The 21,059-nt window shown below is 32.0% G+C and carries 22 protein-coding genes; 14 read left to right on the forward strand and 8 right to left on the reverse strand.

Annotated elements, in window-relative coordinates; genetic code table 11:
- Positions 1–248 precede the first annotated feature (248 nt).
- A complete protein-coding gene (locus ER639_RS07290; RefSeq protein WP_129065124.1) occupies positions 249–1,106 on the reverse strand; it encodes an undecaprenyl-diphosphate phosphatase in 858 nt (285 codons plus the stop codon).
- A gap of 137 nt (positions 1,107–1,243) precedes the next feature.
- On the opposite strand from ER639_RS07290, the gene ER639_RS07295 reads away from it, so the two are divergent.
- The 3 genes from ER639_RS07295 to ER639_RS07305 all read left to right on the forward strand — a co-directional run bounded on the left by ER639_RS07295 (position 1,244) and on the right by ER639_RS07305 (position 5,426).
- A complete protein-coding gene (locus ER639_RS07295) occupies positions 1,244–2,857 on the forward strand; it encodes an ABC transporter transmembrane domain-containing protein (RefSeq protein ID WP_129065125.1) in 1,614 nt (537 codons plus the stop codon).
- Positions 2,841–4,466 carry an amino acid ABC transporter ATP-binding/permease protein gene (locus ER639_RS07300; protein ID WP_129065126.1) on the forward strand — a complete coding sequence of 542 codons (1,626 nt, stop codon included), beginning with the start codon at positions 2,841–2,843 and terminating at the stop codon, positions 4,464–4,466. Before ER639_RS07295 ends, ER639_RS07300 begins: the two co-directional genes overlap by 17 nt.
- A gap of 123 nt (positions 4,467–4,589) precedes the next feature.
- A complete protein-coding gene (locus ER639_RS07305) occupies positions 4,590–5,426 on the forward strand; it encodes a DegV family protein (RefSeq protein WP_129065127.1) in 837 nt (278 codons plus the stop codon).
- A 27-nt stretch (positions 5,427–5,453) separates the two neighbouring features.
- Here the strand turns inward: ER639_RS07305 and ER639_RS07310 are convergent, their stop codons facing one another.
- Positions 5,454–5,888, reverse strand: a complete 435-nt coding sequence (locus ER639_RS07310; protein WP_129065128.1) for a MarR family winged helix-turn-helix transcriptional regulator — start codon at positions 5,886–5,888, stop codon at positions 5,454–5,456.
- Between the two features lie 203 nt (positions 5,889–6,091).
- Between ER639_RS07310 and ER639_RS07315 the strand changes: the two genes are divergently transcribed.
- The 9 genes from ER639_RS07315 (at position 6,092) to ER639_RS07355 (ending at position 15,331) form a co-directional block, all read left to right on the forward strand.
- Positions 6,092–6,991 (forward strand): CobW family GTP-binding protein, encoded by a 900-nt coding sequence (locus ER639_RS07315; protein WP_129065129.1) that lies wholly within the window; start codon positions 6,092–6,094, stop codon positions 6,989–6,991.
- 8 nt (positions 6,992–6,999) lie between these two features.
- Complete coding sequence (locus ER639_RS07320; protein ID WP_129065130.1) at positions 7,000–7,875, forward strand: aldo/keto reductase; 876 nt, start codon at positions 7,000–7,002, stop codon at positions 7,873–7,875.
- Positions 7,876–8,108: 233 nt separating this feature from the next.
- The gene (locus ER639_RS07325) at positions 8,109–8,861 is read left to right on the forward strand and encodes a DeoR/GlpR family DNA-binding transcription regulator (RefSeq protein ID WP_129065131.1); all 753 of its coding nucleotides are present in this window, start codon (positions 8,109–8,111) and stop codon (positions 8,859–8,861) included.
- Positions 8,858–9,772: a 1-phosphofructokinase gene (gene pfkB, locus ER639_RS07330; RefSeq protein ID WP_129065132.1), complete on the forward strand. Its 915-nt coding sequence runs from the start codon at positions 8,858–8,860 to the stop codon at positions 9,770–9,772. The genes ER639_RS07325 and pfkB overlap by 4 nt, the downstream gene beginning before the upstream one ends.
- Before the next feature lie 11 nt (positions 9,773–9,783).
- Positions 9,784–11,667 carry a PTS fructose transporter subunit IIABC gene (locus ER639_RS07335; RefSeq protein WP_129065133.1) on the forward strand — a complete coding sequence of 628 codons (1,884 nt, stop codon included), beginning with the start codon at positions 9,784–9,786 and terminating at the stop codon, positions 11,665–11,667.
- 204 nt (positions 11,668–11,871) lie between these two features.
- Positions 11,872–12,648 (forward strand): alpha/beta fold hydrolase, encoded by a 777-nt coding sequence (locus ER639_RS07340; RefSeq protein WP_129065134.1) that lies wholly within the window; start codon positions 11,872–11,874, stop codon positions 12,646–12,648.
- Positions 12,649–12,919: 271 nt separating this feature from the next.
- Positions 12,920–14,269, forward strand: a complete 1,350-nt coding sequence (locus tag ER639_RS07345; RefSeq protein ID WP_483306233.1) for a hemolysin family protein — start codon at positions 12,920–12,922, stop codon at positions 14,267–14,269.
- On the forward strand, positions 14,269–14,574 hold the full coding sequence (locus tag ER639_RS07350; protein WP_129065135.1) for a DUF3817 domain-containing protein: 306 nt from the start codon (positions 14,269–14,271) through the stop codon (positions 14,572–14,574). The genes ER639_RS07345 and ER639_RS07350 overlap by 1 nt, the downstream gene beginning before the upstream one ends.
- Before the next feature lie 52 nt (positions 14,575–14,626).
- A complete protein-coding gene (locus tag ER639_RS07355) occupies positions 14,627–15,331 on the forward strand; it encodes a pseudouridine synthase (RefSeq protein ID WP_129065136.1) in 705 nt (234 codons plus the stop codon).
- A 63-nt stretch (positions 15,332–15,394) separates the two neighbouring features.
- On the opposite strand, the gene ER639_RS07360 is transcribed toward ER639_RS07355, so the two are convergent.
- Positions 15,395–16,180, reverse strand: a complete 786-nt coding sequence (locus ER639_RS07360) for a TIGR00266 family protein (protein WP_129065137.1) — start codon at positions 16,178–16,180, stop codon at positions 15,395–15,397.
- A gap of 139 nt (positions 16,181–16,319) precedes the next feature.
- Between ER639_RS07360 and ER639_RS07365 the strand changes: the two genes are divergently transcribed.
- Both ER639_RS07365 and ER639_RS07370 read left to right on the forward strand, forming a co-directional pair.
- A complete protein-coding gene (locus ER639_RS07365) occupies positions 16,320–17,156 on the forward strand; it encodes an aldo/keto reductase (RefSeq protein WP_129065138.1) in 837 nt (278 codons plus the stop codon).
- A 193-nt stretch (positions 17,157–17,349) separates the two neighbouring features.
- Complete coding sequence (locus tag ER639_RS07370; protein ID WP_129065139.1) at positions 17,350–18,078, forward strand: YwiC-like family protein; 729 nt, start codon at positions 17,350–17,352, stop codon at positions 18,076–18,078.
- Between the two features lie 94 nt (positions 18,079–18,172).
- On the opposite strand, the gene ER639_RS07375 is transcribed toward ER639_RS07370, so the two are convergent.
- The 5 genes from ER639_RS07375 to queC all read right to left on the reverse strand — a co-directional run bounded on the left by ER639_RS07375 (position 18,173) and on the right by queC (position 21,037).
- The gene (locus tag ER639_RS07375) at positions 18,173–18,424 is read right to left on the reverse strand and encodes a GlsB/YeaQ/YmgE family stress response membrane protein (protein ID WP_129065269.1); all 252 of its coding nucleotides are present in this window, start codon (positions 18,422–18,424) and stop codon (positions 18,173–18,175) included.
- A 146-nt stretch (positions 18,425–18,570) separates the two neighbouring features.
- On the reverse strand, positions 18,571–19,173 hold the full coding sequence (locus tag ER639_RS07380) for a hypothetical protein (RefSeq protein ID WP_129065140.1): 603 nt from the start codon (positions 19,171–19,173) through the stop codon (positions 18,571–18,573).
- A 67-nt stretch (positions 19,174–19,240) separates the two neighbouring features.
- Positions 19,241–19,960, reverse strand: a complete 720-nt coding sequence (gene queE, locus ER639_RS07385) for a 7-carboxy-7-deazaguanine synthase QueE (protein WP_129065141.1) — start codon at positions 19,958–19,960, stop codon at positions 19,241–19,243.
- Entirely contained in the window at positions 19,953–20,372 is a 420-nt protein-coding gene (gene queD, locus ER639_RS07390; protein WP_129065142.1) for a 6-carboxytetrahydropterin synthase QueD, read from the reverse strand. The genes queE and queD overlap by 8 nt, the downstream gene beginning before the upstream one ends.
- Complete coding sequence (queC, locus tag ER639_RS07395; protein WP_129065143.1) at positions 20,372–21,037, reverse strand: 7-cyano-7-deazaguanine synthase QueC; 666 nt, start codon at positions 21,035–21,037, stop codon at positions 20,372–20,374. The genes queD and queC overlap by 1 nt, the downstream gene beginning before the upstream one ends.
- Between the last annotated feature and the right edge of the window lie 22 nt (positions 21,038–21,059).

A 21,059-nucleotide genomic window follows, 5' to 3' on the forward strand; every position in this document is an offset into this window, starting at 1 on the left:
AATCTATATTAGCATAAAATCATCATAGATATTAAAGAATAGTGTATTACACAATTTTTATTTTAAAAAATAGAGAGAAATATAGCAAGTGTAGAAATGGTATATATACTAATACATATCATTGAGTGGTTTTATATATATTATTTCACTATTTTTATCGATAACAAAATTCTCAAACACTATAAAATAAAAAAGAGCAAGACGATACGTCTTACTCTAAAAATATATTAATTGATGAATTATTATACTTATAAATTATGGCCGATACCAAATCCGAAATACAATACTGCAATAATTGCAACTAACACTAAACGGTAAATGGCAAAAGGAATTAATTTAACACGATTGATTAAATCTAAGAATAAACGAATTGATAATACACCAAAAATAAAGGCTGCAATAAAACCAACGATGTAGAATAGGATGTCACTTGAATGAATGTATTCAATATTTTTGATTAAACTTTTTGCACTTGCTGCAAACATAATTGGTACAGCCATAATAAAAGTGAAATCACTCGCTGCTTTATGGTTCATTTTTAATAGCACACCTGTTGAAATTGTAGAACCTGAACGAGAAAAACCTGGCCATAATGCTAAACATTGCATAATACCTATAATCAATGCGTTTTTGTAAGTGATTTGGTCAACAGTTGTTGGATTTTGTACTTTTTTACTATATAAATCCGCAACAATCATTAAGATTGCACCTAATGCTAAACCAACCAATACAGTTGGTACTGAGAATAAATGTTCATCGATAAAGTCATTAAACAATAATCCTGTAATCCCTGCTGGTAATAAACCTAAGAATATATGTAATAAGTTAAGACGTTGTCTTTTACCTTCGATATTTTGTACTTCTTTTTTTACATGTAACATTTCAATAAAGCGATGTCTAAAAATCCATGCAGCTGCAAAAATTGAACCTAATTGGATTACAATTTTAAATGTGTTGGCTGCTTCTTTATTACCTAATACATTTGCCGAGTGTAACCACATATCATCTACTAAGATTTGATGTCCTGTTGATGAAACTGGCGCAAACTCCGTTAAACCTTCGACAATACCAAGAATTAATGCTTTGATGAGTTCAAAAAATATCATTTACTTTCCACCTTCTATATAAATTCCATAAAAGTATAACACACTCATTATGCACTGACTAATTTTAGCTTACAAATATGGTGTATTATTTTGTGTTTCATTTCGAATAAACATATAATAAATGAAGGAGTGATTATGTGAAAATTTTAACAAGAACTTTGAGGGAATATCCTCTCTATTTAATAGGTTTATTTATTTTTGCGATAGCTTTAAGTTTCGCCATTATTATTCAAAACACTACTATAGCAAAGATTATTAGTGAATTATTAATACATCATACAGTAGCACCTGTTTTTGCTATTTTATTTATCGTGTTAATGATGCGTATGTTTTGTAACTTTATAATGAAGCAATTTGGTACACGAATTGCATTTTTGGCTAAGCATCAATTAAGAAAAAGATTGATTGACACAAAGGGTGAAGTGGGCACACTTATGAATGCAATGAATGAAAGTATGGAACAAATTGATCCATTTTATAGTGAGTATGTGCCCCAAGTCTTTAAATCGATGATAGTACCAATGGCAATATTAATTTTTTTGTTGTATTTTCATATACAGACAGCGCTAATTATGTTGATTACATCACCTTTTATTCCAATTTTTTATATAATTATTGGTATTAATACCGAGAAAAAAGCACAGGCACAAATGTTGCAATTGAATCAATTTTCAAACTATTTTTTAAATACCTTTAAAGGGATTATGACAATCAAATTATTCCAATATGAAAAAGAAACCCTTCAAAAAATGGAAGACTATTCGGAAAGGTATAAACAAGATACGTTGACGATTTTAAAAACTGCATTCTTATCAACGTTAATGATTGAATTTATTGCAATGTTATCTATAGGGATTATTGCATTAGAAGTAGGTTTTGCTTTAATTGTATTTCATTCTGTTAGTTTTTATGAAGCGATTGTTGTTTTAATGTTAGCACCTGAGTTTTACAATGCGGTAAAAGCGTTAGGGATGGCATTTCATACTGGTAAAACGGCAAGTGGATACGCTGAGCAACTTCAACAAGATTACCAATTATTTAATGAACAACAAACGTCACTTGATTACAAACAGATGAATCTAAATCAAAAATATCAGCATCATAACGATAGAGAGAATGAAATTGTTTTTTCTAATATACAATTTCAATATGCAAACGGCTTTAATATGGCCATTAATCAAAGCGTGCCACTTCAATCGTATGTGATTACTGGACAAAGTGGTTCAGGTAAATCCACATTTGCAAAATTGATTTCGGGGATACATCAGCCAAATGTCGGAAAAATACAAATGCCAAAAGGTTATGATGGTGAAGTCGTTTATTTAGATCAACATATTCATTTGTTCCATGACACTGTATTAAATAATATTACAATGTATCAGCAAGTGGATATGCAACAACTTGAAGCTTACGCCAAAAAAGTAAATATGCACGAGCGCATCTTATCGTTACCCAATGGCTATGATACAAAAATTTCACCAAATGATTTTTCTGGTGGAGAACAAAAGCGTTTAATGTTACTAAGGTTGCTTGTATTAAAGAAAAAATTACTTATTATTGATGAGCCAAACGCTATGTTGGATGTAGAAACTGAACAATTAATTAGAAATGTTATTGAGGAATTGAAGAAAAATCATATTGTATGGGTAATTGCACATAGTAAAAGTTATTTATCAGAAGGTGCAACTGTAATACATTTTGAAAATGGGCAAATGCGTTTGAAGGAGGTCCAACATGAAGTGGATAGATAAAGAGACCTTAAGAAAAACTTTATATGCAATCATGATTGGCATCATTGGTGCGATGACTGCAATCATGATGTTTAACTTTAGTGGCATTATGCTCAGTAGAGCGGCTGTTGGTGCAAGTCTTCAATCACTGATGATGTTGATTGTATGCATTAAATTATTTGGTGTGATTAGAGCGATTAGTAAGTATTATGAGCGCATGATTAGCCATGAAGCAACATTTAATATGCTAAAAACGATTCGTGTAAACACCATAAGAACATTATTAAATCAACTTATTTATTTAAATAATAAAACCAATATACCGACATTATTAAATCGAGTAGTAACAGATGTTGAACAGTTACAAAATGTATTGCTTAGAGTTATTTATCCACCAGTTATTGCAATATTAACAAGCATACTTACTGCAATCGTGTTCTATCAATATAGTTTTATCGGTGTATGTGTCATGATGGTGGCAATGATCATTATGGTCGTTGGGCTACCTTTAGTATTTAGTGGATGGATTCAAAGGTTATCTCTTAAAAAGAATCAATCGTTTGAAAGTTATCGTACTGCTTTATATGATTATCGATTGCACTTAGATACTGTTCGTATGTTTGATAACAATCAACAATTTCAAAATCGAGTATTACAATTAATGAAGCAATATGAAAAACGTGTTTTTAAAGAAAATCGATTGCTAAGTATTTATGAATCATTGTTAGATAGTATTAGTATGTGTGCTATTTTCTTAGGGTTATATTGGATGGTAAAGGATCCACATTTAAATGAATTAATATTATTAAGCATGATGATGATCATGATTACATTATTTGAAATGGTGATGCCTATGGTACATTTCCCATTTCATCATTCAGCAAGTAGGCAAAGTATCAATAACTTAAATCAATTGACGACAAATGTTTCTATTGAAACTTATCCAACCGTGGAAAGTATTCAATTAAAATCAAGCTCATTAATAAAAACACATCCAATATTAAAAAATATCAATCTAAATATTAATACGAATGAAGATAAACGCATCGGTATAATTGGAGAAAGTGGTGCAGGAAAAAGTTCGTTAATTGAAGTGATACTTGGTTTACATCATATTGAGGGTCAATATTTTTTAAATCATAAAGAAATTAAAACACCAATTCAATTATTGGATGCAGTTAATGTGATGCAACAAGAAAATCATTTTATAGATGGCACTGTAAGTGAAAATATGTTTCAACCCGTTAGTAATGAAGAATTAGATATGTGGTTGAATCAATTGAATTTACCATTTAATCATGCAACTCACATTGAATCATTCGGTGAGAATTTATCGGGTGGAGAAAAGAAAAGGCTACATTTTATTAGGCTTTTACTGCGCAAAAGACCATTATGGCTTTTAGATGAACCGTTTGAAGGTGTAGATGAACAAAATAAAAAAATTATGCAACGTTTATTAAATGAGCATGCAAAGACACATATATTGATTTCGCATCATTTAAGTGATGTGATTGATTTTGATCAGATATATGTGTTGCAAGATGGAGGAATCATTGAATCAGGTTCATTTAATGAATTAATGAACAATTCAACAAAATTTCATGTATGGTTTAATAAACAATTATTATGAATAGAAAATAACGAAATATCATTTTGAACGTGTTTATACAATTTATTGACTGTATTTATAAAAAATATACTTTCAATTAAAAATAAAATGCTATAATAAACTGAATGGATAAGGAGGTAGATTATGAAAGTTGCATGGCTAACAGATACAGCATCAGGTATATTATTAGATGAACATCCAGATATTTACGTCGTTCCGATGGGTGTAATGTTAAATGAAGTACATTATACAGATCAAGTAGACATTACGACAGAACGCTTTTATGAATTATTACAACAATACGGTGATGGTGCCAAAACGACACAACCAAATTTTCAAAGTATACAAGAAACATATGAGTTGATTCAAAGTAAAGGATACACGCATGTGATTGCTGTACATCCTTCAAGTGCTTTAACAGGCTCATTTCAAAGTTCTACAATTGCGAGTAAAGAAGTTGATTTAGTAACAACAGTTATTGATTCTAAAATTGGGAGTTACCCAATTAAAGCAATGATTTATAAAGGTATTTCATTATTAGAAACTGGCCTATCTTATGAAGATGTAGTTGAACAAATAACAAAGTATACGGATGATGCCGTATTATTTCTACAACCTAAAAATCTAAGCCAATTAAAAAAGAGTGGTCGTGTTTCTAAAGCACAAAGTTTATTAGCTGGAATATTAAATATTCAACTGATATTAAAATTTGAAGATGGCAAGATATATCCTATTGATAAAGTAAGAACGAAGAAAAAAGTATTCGAAGGTATGAAAAAACATATATCTGAGGAAATCAATGTATTTAAGCCGAGTGAAATCGCTGTCATATATGCTGGTGATTTAGAGGAAGGCAATCAATACACAAATTGGTTAAAAGAAACATATCCAGACATCAATATTGTTACTGAAATTTTAGTGCCTGTGGCAGGCGTACATACAGGGTATGGAACAATCGGTATTAGTTGGATAAAAGCATAAAAAAAAAACAGGCCTCGGCCTGTTTTTTTATGCTTCAGAAATATTACCGATGAGTTTATCTAGTAATCGTTTTAAGTCATCGAACTCTGAATCCGTTAATAGAGAAGCTTCTCTAATGACTTGAGTTACATTTTGTAATTCGGGTTTTAAAGCTTCACTTTTTTCTGTCAAGTGAATGAATACTTCTCGTTGATCAAGTTCTGAACGTTCACGACGAATTAAATCATTTTGCTCCATACGCTTTAATAATGGAGAAATTGTTCCTGTATCCAATGCAAGTTCAGTTACTAATTTCTTAATATTTACAGGTGATACTTCCCATAAAATTGTTAAGACTAAATATTGAGGATACGTTAGATTGTACTGTTTAAAGATTTTATTAGAATAATATCTTGTCACTTGTCGTTGAGCGTTATACAAACTAAAGCACAATTGTTTTTCAATTTTCAAGTTTTCCGACATCCGTAAATCCTCCAAGCTAAATTCTTATCACATGAATATTTGCATAGTGTGATATTATGTTAATAAACATTAACTTTTTGTTTGACACTTATATAACATATTATATTACTGTACAAGTTGCAAGAGAAAAAGTAATACAAATAAATATTTTTTGTTAAAAAATTGAAAATAGTAACTATTACGATAAAAAGTGAGGCTTCATCATGAATAAAATGGAAATTGTTATTATTAGTGGGTTTCTAGGAAGTGGGAAAACGTCATTAATTGCCAACATTATTAATGAACAAAAAGATAAAAAAATTGCGATATTAATGAATGAATTAGGTGGCTTTAACGTAGACTCTAAAATTTTAGGGACAGATACACCTTATTCGGAAATATTAAATGGTTGTATTTGCTGTGATTTGAAGAGTGACGTAGAAGTACAATTGAATGATTTGTATTATAAACATCATCCTGATATGGTGATTATTGAAGCAACAGGAGTTGCACATCCGATTGAAATTTACGATGCATGTACAGCACCAAGCTTACTTAAATTTGCGACTGTCAATCAAATCGCAACAATCGTTGATTCAATCCGTTTTTTAAATCGTGATCAATATAGTATTACGACAAAACGTTTAATGGAAGAACAAATTCAATATGCGAATACATTAATTCTTAACAAAATGGATTTAATTGATAGTGTACAGTATGAAGCATTAAAAATAGCTTTAGACGATATTAATGATAAAGCAAAGCGTATTGAAACAACATACGGTAAAGTAGATGCATCATTTTTAAATATTACGGGGCATTTAGAGAAATCTCATCAACATCATCATCATGGCATTCAATCGATGGTATATACGTTTAATGGTGCGATTGATGCAAGACAATTTGTGAATTGGTTAATGCAATTAGAGGATAGTGTGTTAAGAGTGAAAGGCTATATTAAATTTAGAGAAAATCCTGAACAAACCGTATTGTTCCAATATGCATATGGCATTCCACAATATGAAGAAGAAATGATGAACTATCCTTTAAAGCTCGTTATTATTGGGGAACAATTAGACAAAAATAAACTTATGAATCAGTTAGATCAACTGCAATTCAGTTAGGAGAACTTATGGAAAAATTAGAGTTATCACAAGTGGTACAAGGATTTTGGCGTTTAAATACATGGCAAATGGACAGTCAAACTCTTAATCGTCATTTAAATGAATTGGTGGAAATGGGTGTAACGAGTATGGATCATGCAGATATTTATGGTGACTATACGTGTGAAGGCTTATTTGGGCAAGCTTTAAAATTATCACCAAATTTAAGAGATTCGATGCAAATTATCACTAAATGTGGTATCGAATTGGTGAGTAAAACTCAAAAGCTGCACGATTATCATCAATATAATTATACGAAAGAACATATTGAAGCTTCAGTTGAGCGTTCATTAAAAGAATTGAATATTAATGAAATAGATTTATTGTTATTACATCGCCCATCACCATTATTAAATCCAGTTGAAGTTGCCGATACATTAAAAGGGTTGCATCAAGGTGGTAAAGTAAAACATTTTGGTGTTTCTAACTTTAAACGTCATCAATTTGATGTTTTACAGAAAGCAATGCAATCAATCGGTTTAAACCTTGAATATAACCAAGTAGAAATTTCACCTCTTTGTTTAGAAAATATTGAAGATGGTACTTTGAATGATATGTTAACTCGAGATGTTGATATTATGTGCTGGAGCCCATTAGCGGGTGGGAATATTTTTAAAACGAGTGAAACAAATCGTGTATTACAAAGTGTGGCTAAAAAATACGAAACTACTATCGATGATATCAGTTATCGATTCATTAACCAATTACCTAATAAAATTCATCCAATTGTTGGATCACAAAACATCCAACGCACTCAAATTGCACAAAAAGCAATGAACAGTTCGCTGGACTCAAAAGATTGGTTTGAAATATATAAAGCTACTTTAGGAAGAGATATTTTATAAATTATTTTGACCGTATTTGAATGAAAATAGGATTCATGCCAACTATACAATATATAAACAAGCATATTCTCCTCAAAAAAATGAGGAGAATATGCTTGTTTTTTATTTTTTAATCAAATTTTGTGACTTATTTGTGAATTTTCGAACAAACTTTGGCTGTTTTTGAATGATTTTGATTGACTTATGAAACCGTTCGCATTATGATGAGATTGTATTCAAGAAGGAGTGTTCAGATGCTTACAATTGAACGACATGAAACCATTTTAAATTTATTACAATCACATGATATAGTCTCATTGCAATTATTGATGGAAGAAACCAATAGTAGTGAATCTACTATTAGAAGAGACTTATCTACTTTAGAACAAGAAGAGAAATTGATTCGTATTCATGGTGGTGCAAAGCGCATTATTGAAAAACATAAGGATGTTGCTTTAGCAATTAAATCTACGAAATATGTGAATGAAAAGAATGAAATTGCGAAACGTGCATCATTACATGTTCAAGATAATGATTGTATTTATTTAGATGCAGGAAGTTCAACTTTGGCAATGATTCCATACTTAACACATCAGCATTTAACGGTAGTAACCAATGGATTAACTCACGTACCTACGCTAGTAAATATGGGCATCGAAGTGTATATGATTGGTGGATATGTAAAAAGTGATACTTATGCTAATGTAGGTGTTCAAGCACGAGAAATGTTACAAGAATTTCGTTTTGATAAAGCGTTTATGGGTGCCAATGGGATTGACTTAGTACATGGTGTTACAACACCAGATATCGAAGAGGCTTCTGTTAAGCATTTGGCTATAGAAAAGTCACGAGAGACTTATTTCTTAGTGGATGAATCTAAGTTTGATGAAGTGACCTTTGCTAAGATTTGCGAACTGGATGAACATGTTAAATTAATAACGAATGAAAGTAATCCTCATATAAAAAAATATCAAAAATTCATATCAAGTAAAGGAGTGAAAAAATGATTTATACAATCACATTAAACCCATCAATTGATTATGTTATGTTTACTGAAAAATTTAATTTAGGTGGATTAAATCGTTCGAAAACGACATATAAATTTGCAGGTGGTAAAGGTATTAATGTATCACGTGTATTAAATACACACGGTATTCAGTCAACAGCACTTGGCTATGTAGGAGGATTTCCTGGGCAATTTATTGAAAATGAATTGAATCAAGCAGGTATTGAAACGAAATTCATTCAAGTTGATGACGATACAAGAATCAATGTGAAATTAAAAGGTGATACTGAAACAGAAATCAACGCTCCTGGGCCGCAAATTTCAGCAGCCAACAGGGAAGCATTGTTATCACAAATTAAAAAGTTAACAAGTGAAGACTTAGTTGTATTATCAGGAAGTATTCCAAGTTCAATGGATCAATTGATTTATAAAGAAATCGCTGAAATTTGTGAACAAAACCAAATTTCGTTTATTGTTGATGCTGAAAAAGCATTATTACAATCAGTATTTCCATATCAACCAGAATTGATAAAACCAAACAAAGTGGAACTTGAAGAAATGTTTGGTGCGACTTTAAATAATGATGCTGAAATGATTGCAATTGCACATCAACTTCAAGCCCAAGGTGTTAAAAATGTAATGATTTCACTTGGTGGGGAAGGTGCACTATTGATTACAAAAGAAGCGGTATATAAAGCAACAGTACCAAATGGTAAAGTGGTGAATACTGTAGGTTCAGGTGATTCAACCGTTGCTGGATTTATTGCTGGCTCGTCACAAGGTTTAGATATAGAAATGTGCTTTAGATTGGCAGTTGCATCAGGTACTGCTACAGCTTTTACTGAAGACTTAGCTACAAAAACACAAATAGATGAAATTGTACCACAAATTAAAATAGAGCAAATCAATTAGGAGGGAAAAAGATGAGAATTACAGAATTATTAACGCAATCAACAATTGCAATGGATTTAAATGCTAAAGATAAGTCATCAGTCATTGATGAACTTGTTGAAACACTTTATAGTGCAGGTAAATTAAATGACAAAGTTGCTTATAAAGAAGCGATTCATGCACGTGAAGCACAAAGTACAACGGGTATTGGTGAAGGGATTGCCATTCCACATGCAAAAACGGATGCAGTAAAAACACCAGCCATTGCATTTGGTAAATCTATTGAAGGTGTAGATTATGAAAGTTTAGATGCCCAACCTGCACACTTATTCTTTATGATTGCAGCGCCAGCTGGTGGTGCACAAACACATTTAGATGCATTAGCAAAACTTTCAGGCATCTTAATGAATGAAGATGTACGTCGTGAATTATTACATGCAACTTCTAAAGAAGAAGTATTATCAATCATTGAAAAACACGATGAGGCTCCTGAGGAAGAAGAAGTGGTATTAGTACCAGAACAGAAATCAACTGAAGAACCATTCATCTTAGCGGTAACAGCATGTCCAACAGGTATTGCACATACTTATATGGCTGCTGATGCACTTAAAAATAAAGCAGCACAAATGGGTGTGAAAATTAAAGTAGAAACAAATGGTTCTGGTGGTGTTAAAAATAAATTAACAGCTGAAGAAATTAAACAAGCTAAAGGGATCATTGTTGCGGCAGACGTAAACGTTGATACTGCACGATTTGACGGCAAAAATGTAGTTATGGTACCTGTAGCAGATGGTATTAAACGTCCGGAAGCGTTAATTAATATGGCTCAAGATGATTCAAGACCTAAATTTGTTGCAACAAACAACAAATCTTCTGAATCTTCATCAAGTGAACGTAAAGGATTTTATAAACACTTAATGAGCGGTGTTTCAAATATGTTACCGTTCGTTATTGCTGGTGGGATTTTAATCGCATTAAGTTTCTTTTGGGGTATTAAATCAGCTGATCCTAAAGACCCAAGTTACAATGAATTTGCGGCATTATTAAATTTCATTGGTGGTAAAAATGCATTTGCATTAATGGTACCAATTTTAGCTGGTTTCATTGCAAAAAGTATTGCTGACCGTCCAGGTCTTGCACCAGGTATGGTTGGTGGTATGATGGCTGTTGCCGGTGGTTCTGGATTCTTAGGGGGACTTGTGGCAGGTTTTATGGCAGGGTATTTAGTTGTAGGACTTAAAAAATTATTCAGTTGGTTACCGCAATCATTAGATGGTATTAAACCAACTTTAATCTATCCAGTATTAGGTGTATTAAGTACAGGGTTATTAATGAATTATGTGGTTAATCCACCTACAAAGTGGTTAAATGAAGCGATGGCAAATGGCTTAAACAACTTAAGTGGTACAAATATTATTTTACTTGGCTTAGTTGTAGCAGGTATGATGGCAATTGATATGGGTGGACCATTCAACAAAGCAGCGTATACATTTGGTATTGCAGCGTTAGAAAGTGGCCACTATGAACCAATTACAGCTGCTATGATTGGTGGTATGGTACCACCACTTGCAATTGCATTATCAATGATTATCTTTAAGAAAAAATATACAAAAACACAACGTGGTTCTATCATTTCAAATATTGCAATGGGCTTATCATTTATTACTGAAGGTGCGATTCCATTCGCAGCAGCGGATCCAGCACGTGTGATTCCATCAATGATGTTAGGTAGTGGAGTAGCCGGTGCATTAGCAATGGCATTTGGATGTAGTATCCCTGCACCACACGGAGGCTTGTTCGTTGCATTCTTAGACAAATCACATTGGCCAATGTTCTTATTAGCGTTAGTAATTGGTACAGTTGTATCAGCTGTTGTTTATGGTATGATTAAACCAAAAGTGAAAGAAGAAATTTAATTTAAATTATTAAAAAATAAATGCTATTTAACACCTGTCATTCATTTAAATGAATGACAGGTGTTTTTTATGCTTATTTTTAAATGTAATTTTGAACGAAAAACATACATTTATTGCTTTTTATTAATTTTTGTTCGATTAATAATTGAGTATTTCGGGTATATCTAATAATATTAAGTAAAGCTTAAGAATGGATGATGCAAAATGTTGTATTATAAAACATATATAAAACATGAAATGGCGCCTTGGGTAACATTTATTCATGGTGCAGGTGGTAGTTCTACCATTTGGTTTAAACAAATTAGATACTTTAGAAAACAATATAATATATTATTAATCGATTTACGTGGTCACGGGAAAAGCAATGAAGTACGCTGGAAAAAGGGTGATTCATTTAGAACATTAGCGGATGAAGTGATTGAAGTTTTAGATCATTTACAGATTCCAACGACACACATTATTGGTATGAGTCTAGGGACAATTGTGTCTCAAACAATTGCTGATAATTATCCAGAACGTGTGACGTCATTAATATTAGGTGGCGCCATTATCAGTTTGGATATTCGTACGAAGTTTTTGTTAATGATTGGACGCATTTCTAAAAACTTTATTCCTTTTATGTTGCTTTATAAATTATTTGCATACATTATTATGCCAAGAAAAGCACATGAAGAATCAAGGCTTGCGTTTATTAATGAAGCGAAAAAAATGAGTCAAAAGCAATTTGTAAAGTGGTTTAGTTTAACGCGATTAATCAATCCTTATTTAAGTCATTTACAAGTATCAACGAAAAAGATACCAACTTTATTTATTATGGGTGAAGAAGATTATTTGTTTATTCCACCAGTAGAAAAAGTCGTTAAAGATTATTCTAATTTTTCTCTAGAAATCATTAAAAATTCAGGTCATGTTTGTAACATTGATCAACCAGATGCGTTTAATGAAATTAGTAATCGATTCATTCAACAATATGCAGGTTAAAGTTGAGTCTTTGAAAAGGGCATTATGATGTCCTTTTCTTTTTTTATAAGTATTCTATGATTACATAGGCATATATTTTATGATAAAATAAAAATAACTATCGATAAATTTGGAGGAGGTGACTACCATTGGGAAGGCCATGAAAAATAATGGTGTTACGCTGTTAAGTAACACAAAAGTCAATATTTATAATATTTTAAAATTTTTTCAATGTGGCATTTGGTGTCACCAAACATTATCCGGAGGTGAATCCCTAGTATTAGGGAATTAATTGGACATATCAACCATAACAACCATTTCAAATTTATTATTATTCGTTTTTTTAATTTTGTTGACTGCGTTATTCGTAGGATCAGAATTTAGTTTAGTTAAAGTAAGAATTTCAAGAATCGATCAACTCGTATCAGAAGGCAATAAGAAAGCCAAACTTGTACAACACATGGTACATGAGTTGGATTATTATTTATCAGCATGTCAATTAGGGATTACAGTAACAGCATTAGGATTAGGGTGGATTGGTGAATCTACATTTGAATCTGTGATTCATCCAGTATTACATTTATTCCATGTACCTACTGAATTAAGTAAACCAATTACAGTTGCAGCAAGTTTCTTTATTGTGACGTTTATTCACGTCGTAATGGGTGAACTTGCACCGAAGTCATTAGCCATTCAATATGCTGAAAAAATGACTTTATCTTTTGCAAGACCACTTTACTTTTTTGGAATCATCATGAAACCATTAATTTGGTCAATGAACGGTACAGCACGTTTGATTTTAAGATTATTCGGTGTTCAGCCTGCTGATCATGATCAAGCGATGAGTGAAGAAGAATTAAAAATTATCATGACGCAAAGTTATCAAAGTGGTGAAATTAATCATACAGAACTTGCATATATGCAAAATATCTTTAGCTTTGATGAGCGATTAGCGAAAGATATTATGGTACCACGTACACAAATGATTTCTTTAACACAGCCTTTTAATATTGATGAGTTATTAGAAGTCATTAATGAACATCAATTTACACGTTACCCAATTACAGAAGATGGGGATAAAGACCATATCGTTGGGTTTATTAACGTAAAAGAATTCTTAACAAAGTATGCATCAGGGGAACCTGTTCGCATTAAAGATCATATTCATGATTTACCGTTAATTCATGAAGTCACACGTATCAGTGATGCACTAATCAAAATGCAACGTGAACGTGTACATATTGCCCTTGTCATTGATGAATACGGCGGTACAGCTGGTATATTAACAATGGAAGACATTTTAGAAGAAATTGTTGGAGAAATTCGTGACGAATTCGATGACGATGAAGTGAATGACATTATTAAAACTGGTGAAAATACATACCAAATTAACGGCCGTGTATTATTAGATGAAATTGAAGAGCAATTTGGTATTGAATTCGAAGATGCTGATGATATTGATACGATTGGTGGATGGATGCAAGCACAAAATCCTGATATCGATAAAGATGATTATGTAGATACAAAGTATGATAAATGGGTTGTATTAGATGCTGAAAATCATCAAATTAAATCTGTTGCATTACATAAAGAATTCAATGCTTCAAGAACAAGTGAAGAAGACGAAGAAGAGGCAGAATAATGCAAATTCAAACTTTAAAAAGTATTTTTAGATTTTTAGGATTTCTTGAAGGCGGATCATTACTTTTACTCTTATTTATAGCAATGCCTGCAAAGTATATGGCAGGTAAACCTGAAGTTGTAACAGTTTTCGGTTCGATTCATGGATTTTTGTTTACCTTGTATTTAATTATATTAGCAGTGTTATTCTTTAAAAAATTATTACCATTTCAGTGGTCGCTAATGGCGCTTGTCGTAGCTTTTATACCATTTGGTACATTTGTTTATGATCATTTTTATATCCGATCAAACTATTATGAAGCATAACAATTGAAATAATAAGGGGATGAGCAATCATCTCCTTTTTTTGGAGGTATTTATGAGAATCAATAAATTCTTATCAGAAGCAGGTATAACTTCTCGTCGTGGAGCGGACAAATGGATTGAAGCAGGGCGTGTAAAAATCAATGGGCAATTTGCTGAAATCGGAAGCAAAGTGACTGACGAAGATGTTGTAACTGTAGATAATAAAGTTATTACTTTAGATAAAGGCTATGTCTATATCAAACTAAACAAGCCAAGAGGCATAACTTCTACAACAGAACGACATATTAAAGGCAATATTGTAGATTTTGTTGGACATAAAGAGCGTATATTTCATATTGGCAGATTAGATAAAGATTCTGAAGGTCTGATATTGCTTACGAATGACGGTGACATTGTTAACGAGATTTTACGAAAAGAAGGTAAACACGAAAAAGAATATGTCGTAACAGTAGATAAACCGATAACGGATGATTTTGTTAAACAAATGTCAGAAGGTGTTGCCATTTTAGATACTGTAACATTGCCTGCGAAAGTAAAAAAGTTAAATAATAAAACATTCAATATCATTTTGACTCAAGGGTTAAATCGTCAAATTAGGCGTATGACAGAAGCATTGGGTTATGAAGTAAAACAATTAAGAAGAATACGTGTGATGAATATATTAGTCGATGATTTAAAACTTGGTGAATGGAAATATTTAACTGAAGATGAGTTAACAACATTGTTTGAAATGTTAGATTACACACCTAAACGCTAATCATTGTTGTTTAATTAAAAAACGTTTGTGGCATCATGCCACAAACGTTTTTTTCAATGTATATTAATCATTAAACATATCGAATAATCCACCAATACCACTTTCACCTGTTTGTTTTCCTGTAACCGGTGCTGCTGCGAAGATTCTTGAAGCAAATCTTGAGAATGGTAAAGATTGAATATAAACTGTACCTGGGCCTTGTAATCGTGCTAAGAATAAACCTTCTCCACCGAATAACTTCGTTTTAATGCCAGGTACTGTTTGAATGTCATAATCAACATCGCTCGTCATACCTACTAAACATCCTGTATCTACTAATAATACTTCACCAGGTGCTAATGTTTTCTTCACGATTGATCCACCTGCATGAATAAATGCCATACCATCACCGTTTAAACGTTGCATAATAAATCCCTCACCACCGAAGAAACCTGCGCCTAAACGTCTTTGGAAAGCAATGCCAACTTGAACGCCTTTAGCAGCTGCTAAGAAAGCGTCTTTTTGACAAATGAATTCACCATTAAATGCACTTAAATCAATTGGAATGATTTTACCTGGGTATGGCGCAGCAAAATAGACGTGATCCTTGCCAGGACTACGGTTTGTAAATGTTGTCATAAATAAGCTTTCACCCGTTAATGTACGTTTCCCAGCAGCAAATAGTTTATCCATTAAACCACCGCCACCACTAGAAGAGCCATCTCCAAAAATGGTTTGCATTTCAATGTTTGGATTCATCATCATCATACTACCAGCTTCAGAAATGACGGTTTCATTTGGATCTAATTCAATTTCTAAATACTGCATATCATCGCCATAAATTTTGTAATCAATTTCATGGTTATTCATTGTATTCTCTCCTTTATTGATTGTTAATATCATTATATAAATTAAAGTAGCAATTGGTCTAATGATATTTAGCAAATCGAGTGCATAACGCAATAATTATCAATTATAATGTGGTTAAGACATATTTGGAGGGATAATTATGGAAAGAAATATCAAATTGAATAATGGCGTTGTGATGCCAAGACTTGGTTTCGGAGTTTACAAGGTTGACAGTGATCAAATGTTATCAGTGTTCAATACAGCCATTGCATCAGGTTATCGTGCGTTTGATACAGCCTATTTTTATTTCAATGAAACAGCTATAGGTGAAGCCATCAAAGCAAGTAGCGTTCCACGCGAGGAATTATTCATTACTACAAAACTTTGGAATGACCATCAAGGCTATGACAGCACGATTGAGGCATTTAACGCATCATTAGAACGTTTAGGGTTAGATTATTTGGATTTATATTTAATCCATTGGCCTTGTCCTAAGGATGATTTGTTTATAGAAACTTACCGTGCAATGGAGGATTTATATAAAGCAGGAAAAATTAAAGCAATCGGCGTCTGTAATTTTAAACAAGAACATTTAGAAAAGTTATTATCTGAAACTGAAATTGTACCAGTAGTCAATCAAATTGAGTATCACCCTTACTTCAATCAAAGTGAGTTGCAAAGTTATTGTGAATCAAAAGGCATTCAAATAACTGCTTGGAGTCCATTGATGCGTGGCGGTGAATTAATGACGCATGAAAAATTGGTTGCTATCGGTGAAAAATATCATAAAACACCGGCACAAGTCATCATTCGTTGGCACTTACAAAGCAACCGTTTGGTCATACCAAAATCAGTAACGCCATCACGTATTGAAGAAAATATAAAGGTATTTGATTTTGAATTATCTGAAGATGAGATGCAGCAAATCAATAATATGAATCTAAATCAACGTCAATTTAGAGACCCATCAGAAGTGAAAATAGGGGATATGAAATAATTTTATTAAGATTATTTTACTTTATGAATTTCTACACATATCAATTCATTTCTTTTAAATTCAGTATTATAATCATTATCATCACAAATCCTAAACAATTGTGAAATTGTCACAAAGTGTTTAGGATTTCATGTATTTTTAATGCATCTTTTGAGTACAATGGAATTAAGAAATTGTCAGTTGAGGTGATGATATGAAATTTAAAAAACCTAATCAACATGGTGCATGGGCAATGATTATCATGCCAGTTTTGTTTGGGATATTTTTAAGTCAATTTAACTTTTATCAATTATTGTTTTTTGCAAGCTGGTTTATGATTTTCTTTTTTATTGATAATGTTTTGTTTTATATGAAACAACGCAAGAAACAAATTGGCTATTTAAAAGGGGCAAGTTTATTTTTAGGGATAGCAACATTACTGTTATTACCCGTTATCATTCACGAAGTACGAATATTACTATTCTTTATTGCGATGATGCCATTTGCATGTGTGAATGTATACTTTGCATCACAACGAGATGAGCGTAATATTTTAAATGATTTTAGTGCAATAATTATTTTTTCAATCGCTGGATTAATTGCTTATTTTTTAGGCAATCATACAGTAGATATCAATATGTTATATGTATTTGGATTTAGTTTCATGTATTTTGTTGGGACAACATTTTATGTGAAGTCGATGATTCGTGAAAAGAAGAATATTAAATTTAAGTATTATTCATTTGGTTACCATGTATTATTGGTAGTTTTAGGTTTTATCATTCATCCACTAGTAGGTATTGCAATCGCACCAAGTTTGGTACGTGCTGTTTATTTATATGGTAAAAATGTAAAACCAATGAAGATTGGTATATTGGAAATTGCAAATGCATGTTTTATTACTTTATTTATTGGGATTTATTTCTATACCATTCTTAAATAAATATACTCAAATAAAAAAGCCACTGCAAATGCAGTGGCTTTAAACGTCTATTCAGACATCAACTATCTGTTATTAAATATCTAGTTAAGCTAAATTATCGTTTGTGCATTAATTTTAAAACAAATGATACAACTAAAATTAATACGATAGTACCTACTAAAGCTGGAATGATGTAGAAACCACCAAATTCAGGACCAAAGTGTGGTAATAACCATCCACCAACTGCTGCTCCTAAGAAACCAGCGATAATGTTACCAATTTTACCTCCTGGAATATCTGTACCTAAAATCACGCCAGCAAACCAACCGATTAATCCACCGACGATTAATGAAATAATAAATCCGATCATAATATAAAGACCTCCTATTTTTTAAATCTTATTAAGCAATTTGTATTGCTTATGTTTAATAAGTACCCCCCTAAAAAAGTGTTAAACATTTTCTTAAAACTTTTTTTATAAAACTTATTCTCGATGTATAAAAAAGAAAGTACTTACAATTCTTTGAAAAGTAAGTACTTCTTAATATATAGGATATATAAGATTCCTATTAGTATATAACAATAAAAATACGGCAAAAATAATGTAAGTAGCATGTAACTGACTGCAAAGCATATTTCACCGACTTGCTTTGGGTGTTTGAAATAGCGATATACATGTTGTTTATTCATATGAAATAACTTTAAAGGACGATCCGTTTCTGATAATTGGAATAAAATGATACCAATAATAAATACTGTTACGCTTAAATAAGCACTTGATTGATAAATAGAATGAATACTTGTATAGAGAATTGCAAACAAAGATAAATTATACAAGAGTGCTATGATAAGGAGCAGCATAGGTGATTTAATATATATTTGATAATGGACATATTTTTTGTAACGTAAATATAAATGTCCTAACATCATCATTAGTTGGAAAACAATCAACGTTTTGTTAATAAAATTACCAACACCGACGATAGGGTATAAAATGAATGCATTTAAAAATGCACTGATTGGCAAAAAGATATAAGTCATTTTTTGTTCGAACTTAAAAAATAACAAAAAAGTGGCAAGCGTGATGATTAAATTGATGATAATGATTGTAATCATTGCTTCCCTCCTAAAAAAACGACTTGAATTGATTATAACAATTCAAGTCTTATTTTGTATATAAATATTAAACGCCTTTTTTATTGCTCCAAATTAATGTGTGGAGTTGTGGCGTGACATAACATGCGTTCATCTCTACATCATCCATAACTTGATTGATTAAGTTTTCATAACGTTCTAATAATAATATTGTGTGATTTTCAACAGTCTCATCTAAATAAGGATTGCCTACTTGTAAGTAAAATGGGATATTTGGATATCGCTTATGTATCATTTTTGCAAATTGGTAATCTTCATCATTAAATATTACGACTTTAAGGCTGACCTGTTGTTTTGATAAATCGAGATTTTGAATAACTTCATCTAAAACATTTAAGTCTTGCTTCATTGACGATGATGGTGGCTTTGGACTGATGGTTAAATCATCAATATTTATCATCCAATCTTGCCATCTAGACCCTTGTGTTTCTAAAGCGACTTTAATGTTGTTTTCATGTAAAAAATCGATAAGTGTATTCATATTTTTAATAAGTGCAGGGTTACCCCCTGAAATCGTTACATGGTCAAATGATTTTCCAATCTTTATGAGTTTATCATAAATTGCTTCTGCTTCCATCATACGAATATCTTCTTTCGCACTGCCATCCCAAGTGAACTTAGAGTCACACCAACTACAACTGAAATCACATCCAGCCGTTCTTACAAACATCGTTTTTCGACCAATGACCATACCTTCACCTTGGATAGTAGGACCGAATATTTCAAGAACAGGTATTTTTTTAGACATGGCGCTCACCTCTGTAGAGGACATAGCTTGTTGGTGTTTCTCTAACGAACACTTGTAGTATTTTAGGTTGATTTTCAAGTGTAGTAAGATGTGATTCAATGATTTCAAATATCGTTTTGGCTACAACTTCAGTCGATGGTGGCTGATTTTTAAAATGAGGATGTTCATTTAATAATGTATGATCGTATTGTTTATGTACGAGTTGTTTAATATCCTGAAAATTGACTAAAAAACCAAGTGGATTTAATGCGTTACCTGCTATTGTGATATTTACGAAATAAGTATGGCCATGCACATTTTGACACATACCAGCTTCATCAAAAGGTATATAATGTGCCGCTGCAAATTGCATATCTTTATTCAATTCATACGCATATGTATGTGCAACGCTTGGATAAATTTGTTGTAACATTATAACCCTCCTCTTGATTGTAAGTATTGATCTAAGCCATTTTTTCTAAGTTTACAGCTTGGACATTCTCCGCATCCATCACCGATGATACCTTCATAGCATGTTAAAGTTTGATTTCTAATATAATCTAATCGACCAAGTTCGTCTGCTAATGCCCAAGTTTCTTTTTTATCCAGCCACATCAGTGGGGTATGAATTTCAAAGTTCATATCCATTGATAAATTAATCGTTAAATTTAATGATTTAATGAAATTATCACGACAGTCAGGATAACCTGAGAAATCCGTTTCACACACACCCGTAATGATATGTCTTGCTTCAATTTGATAAGCAAGTGCTGCGGCAAAAGACATAAACAATAAATTTCTAGCAGGTACAAACGTATTTGGCACGGTTGAGTTGCTTTCAATTGCCAACGTGTGATCCGTTAATGCATTAGGGGACAGTTGTGACAATAATGACATGTCTAAAATGTGATGTTTTAAACCAAGGTCACTAGCAATATTTTTAGCAACTTCGATTTCTAACGCATGGCGTTGTCCATAATTGAACGTCACAAGTTCAACTGTGTCATATTGCTTAAGTGCATGAAAGACGCAAGTCGTACTATCTTGACCACCGCTAAATACAACCAATGCTTTATTGTTGTTTAATTGTTTTTCCAAAGTATTCACTCCAATAAAAAAA

Source organism: Macrococcus sp. DPC7161, from assembly GCF_004117835.1.
GTDB lineage: Bacteria > Bacillota > Bacilli > Staphylococcales > Staphylococcaceae > SDSC01.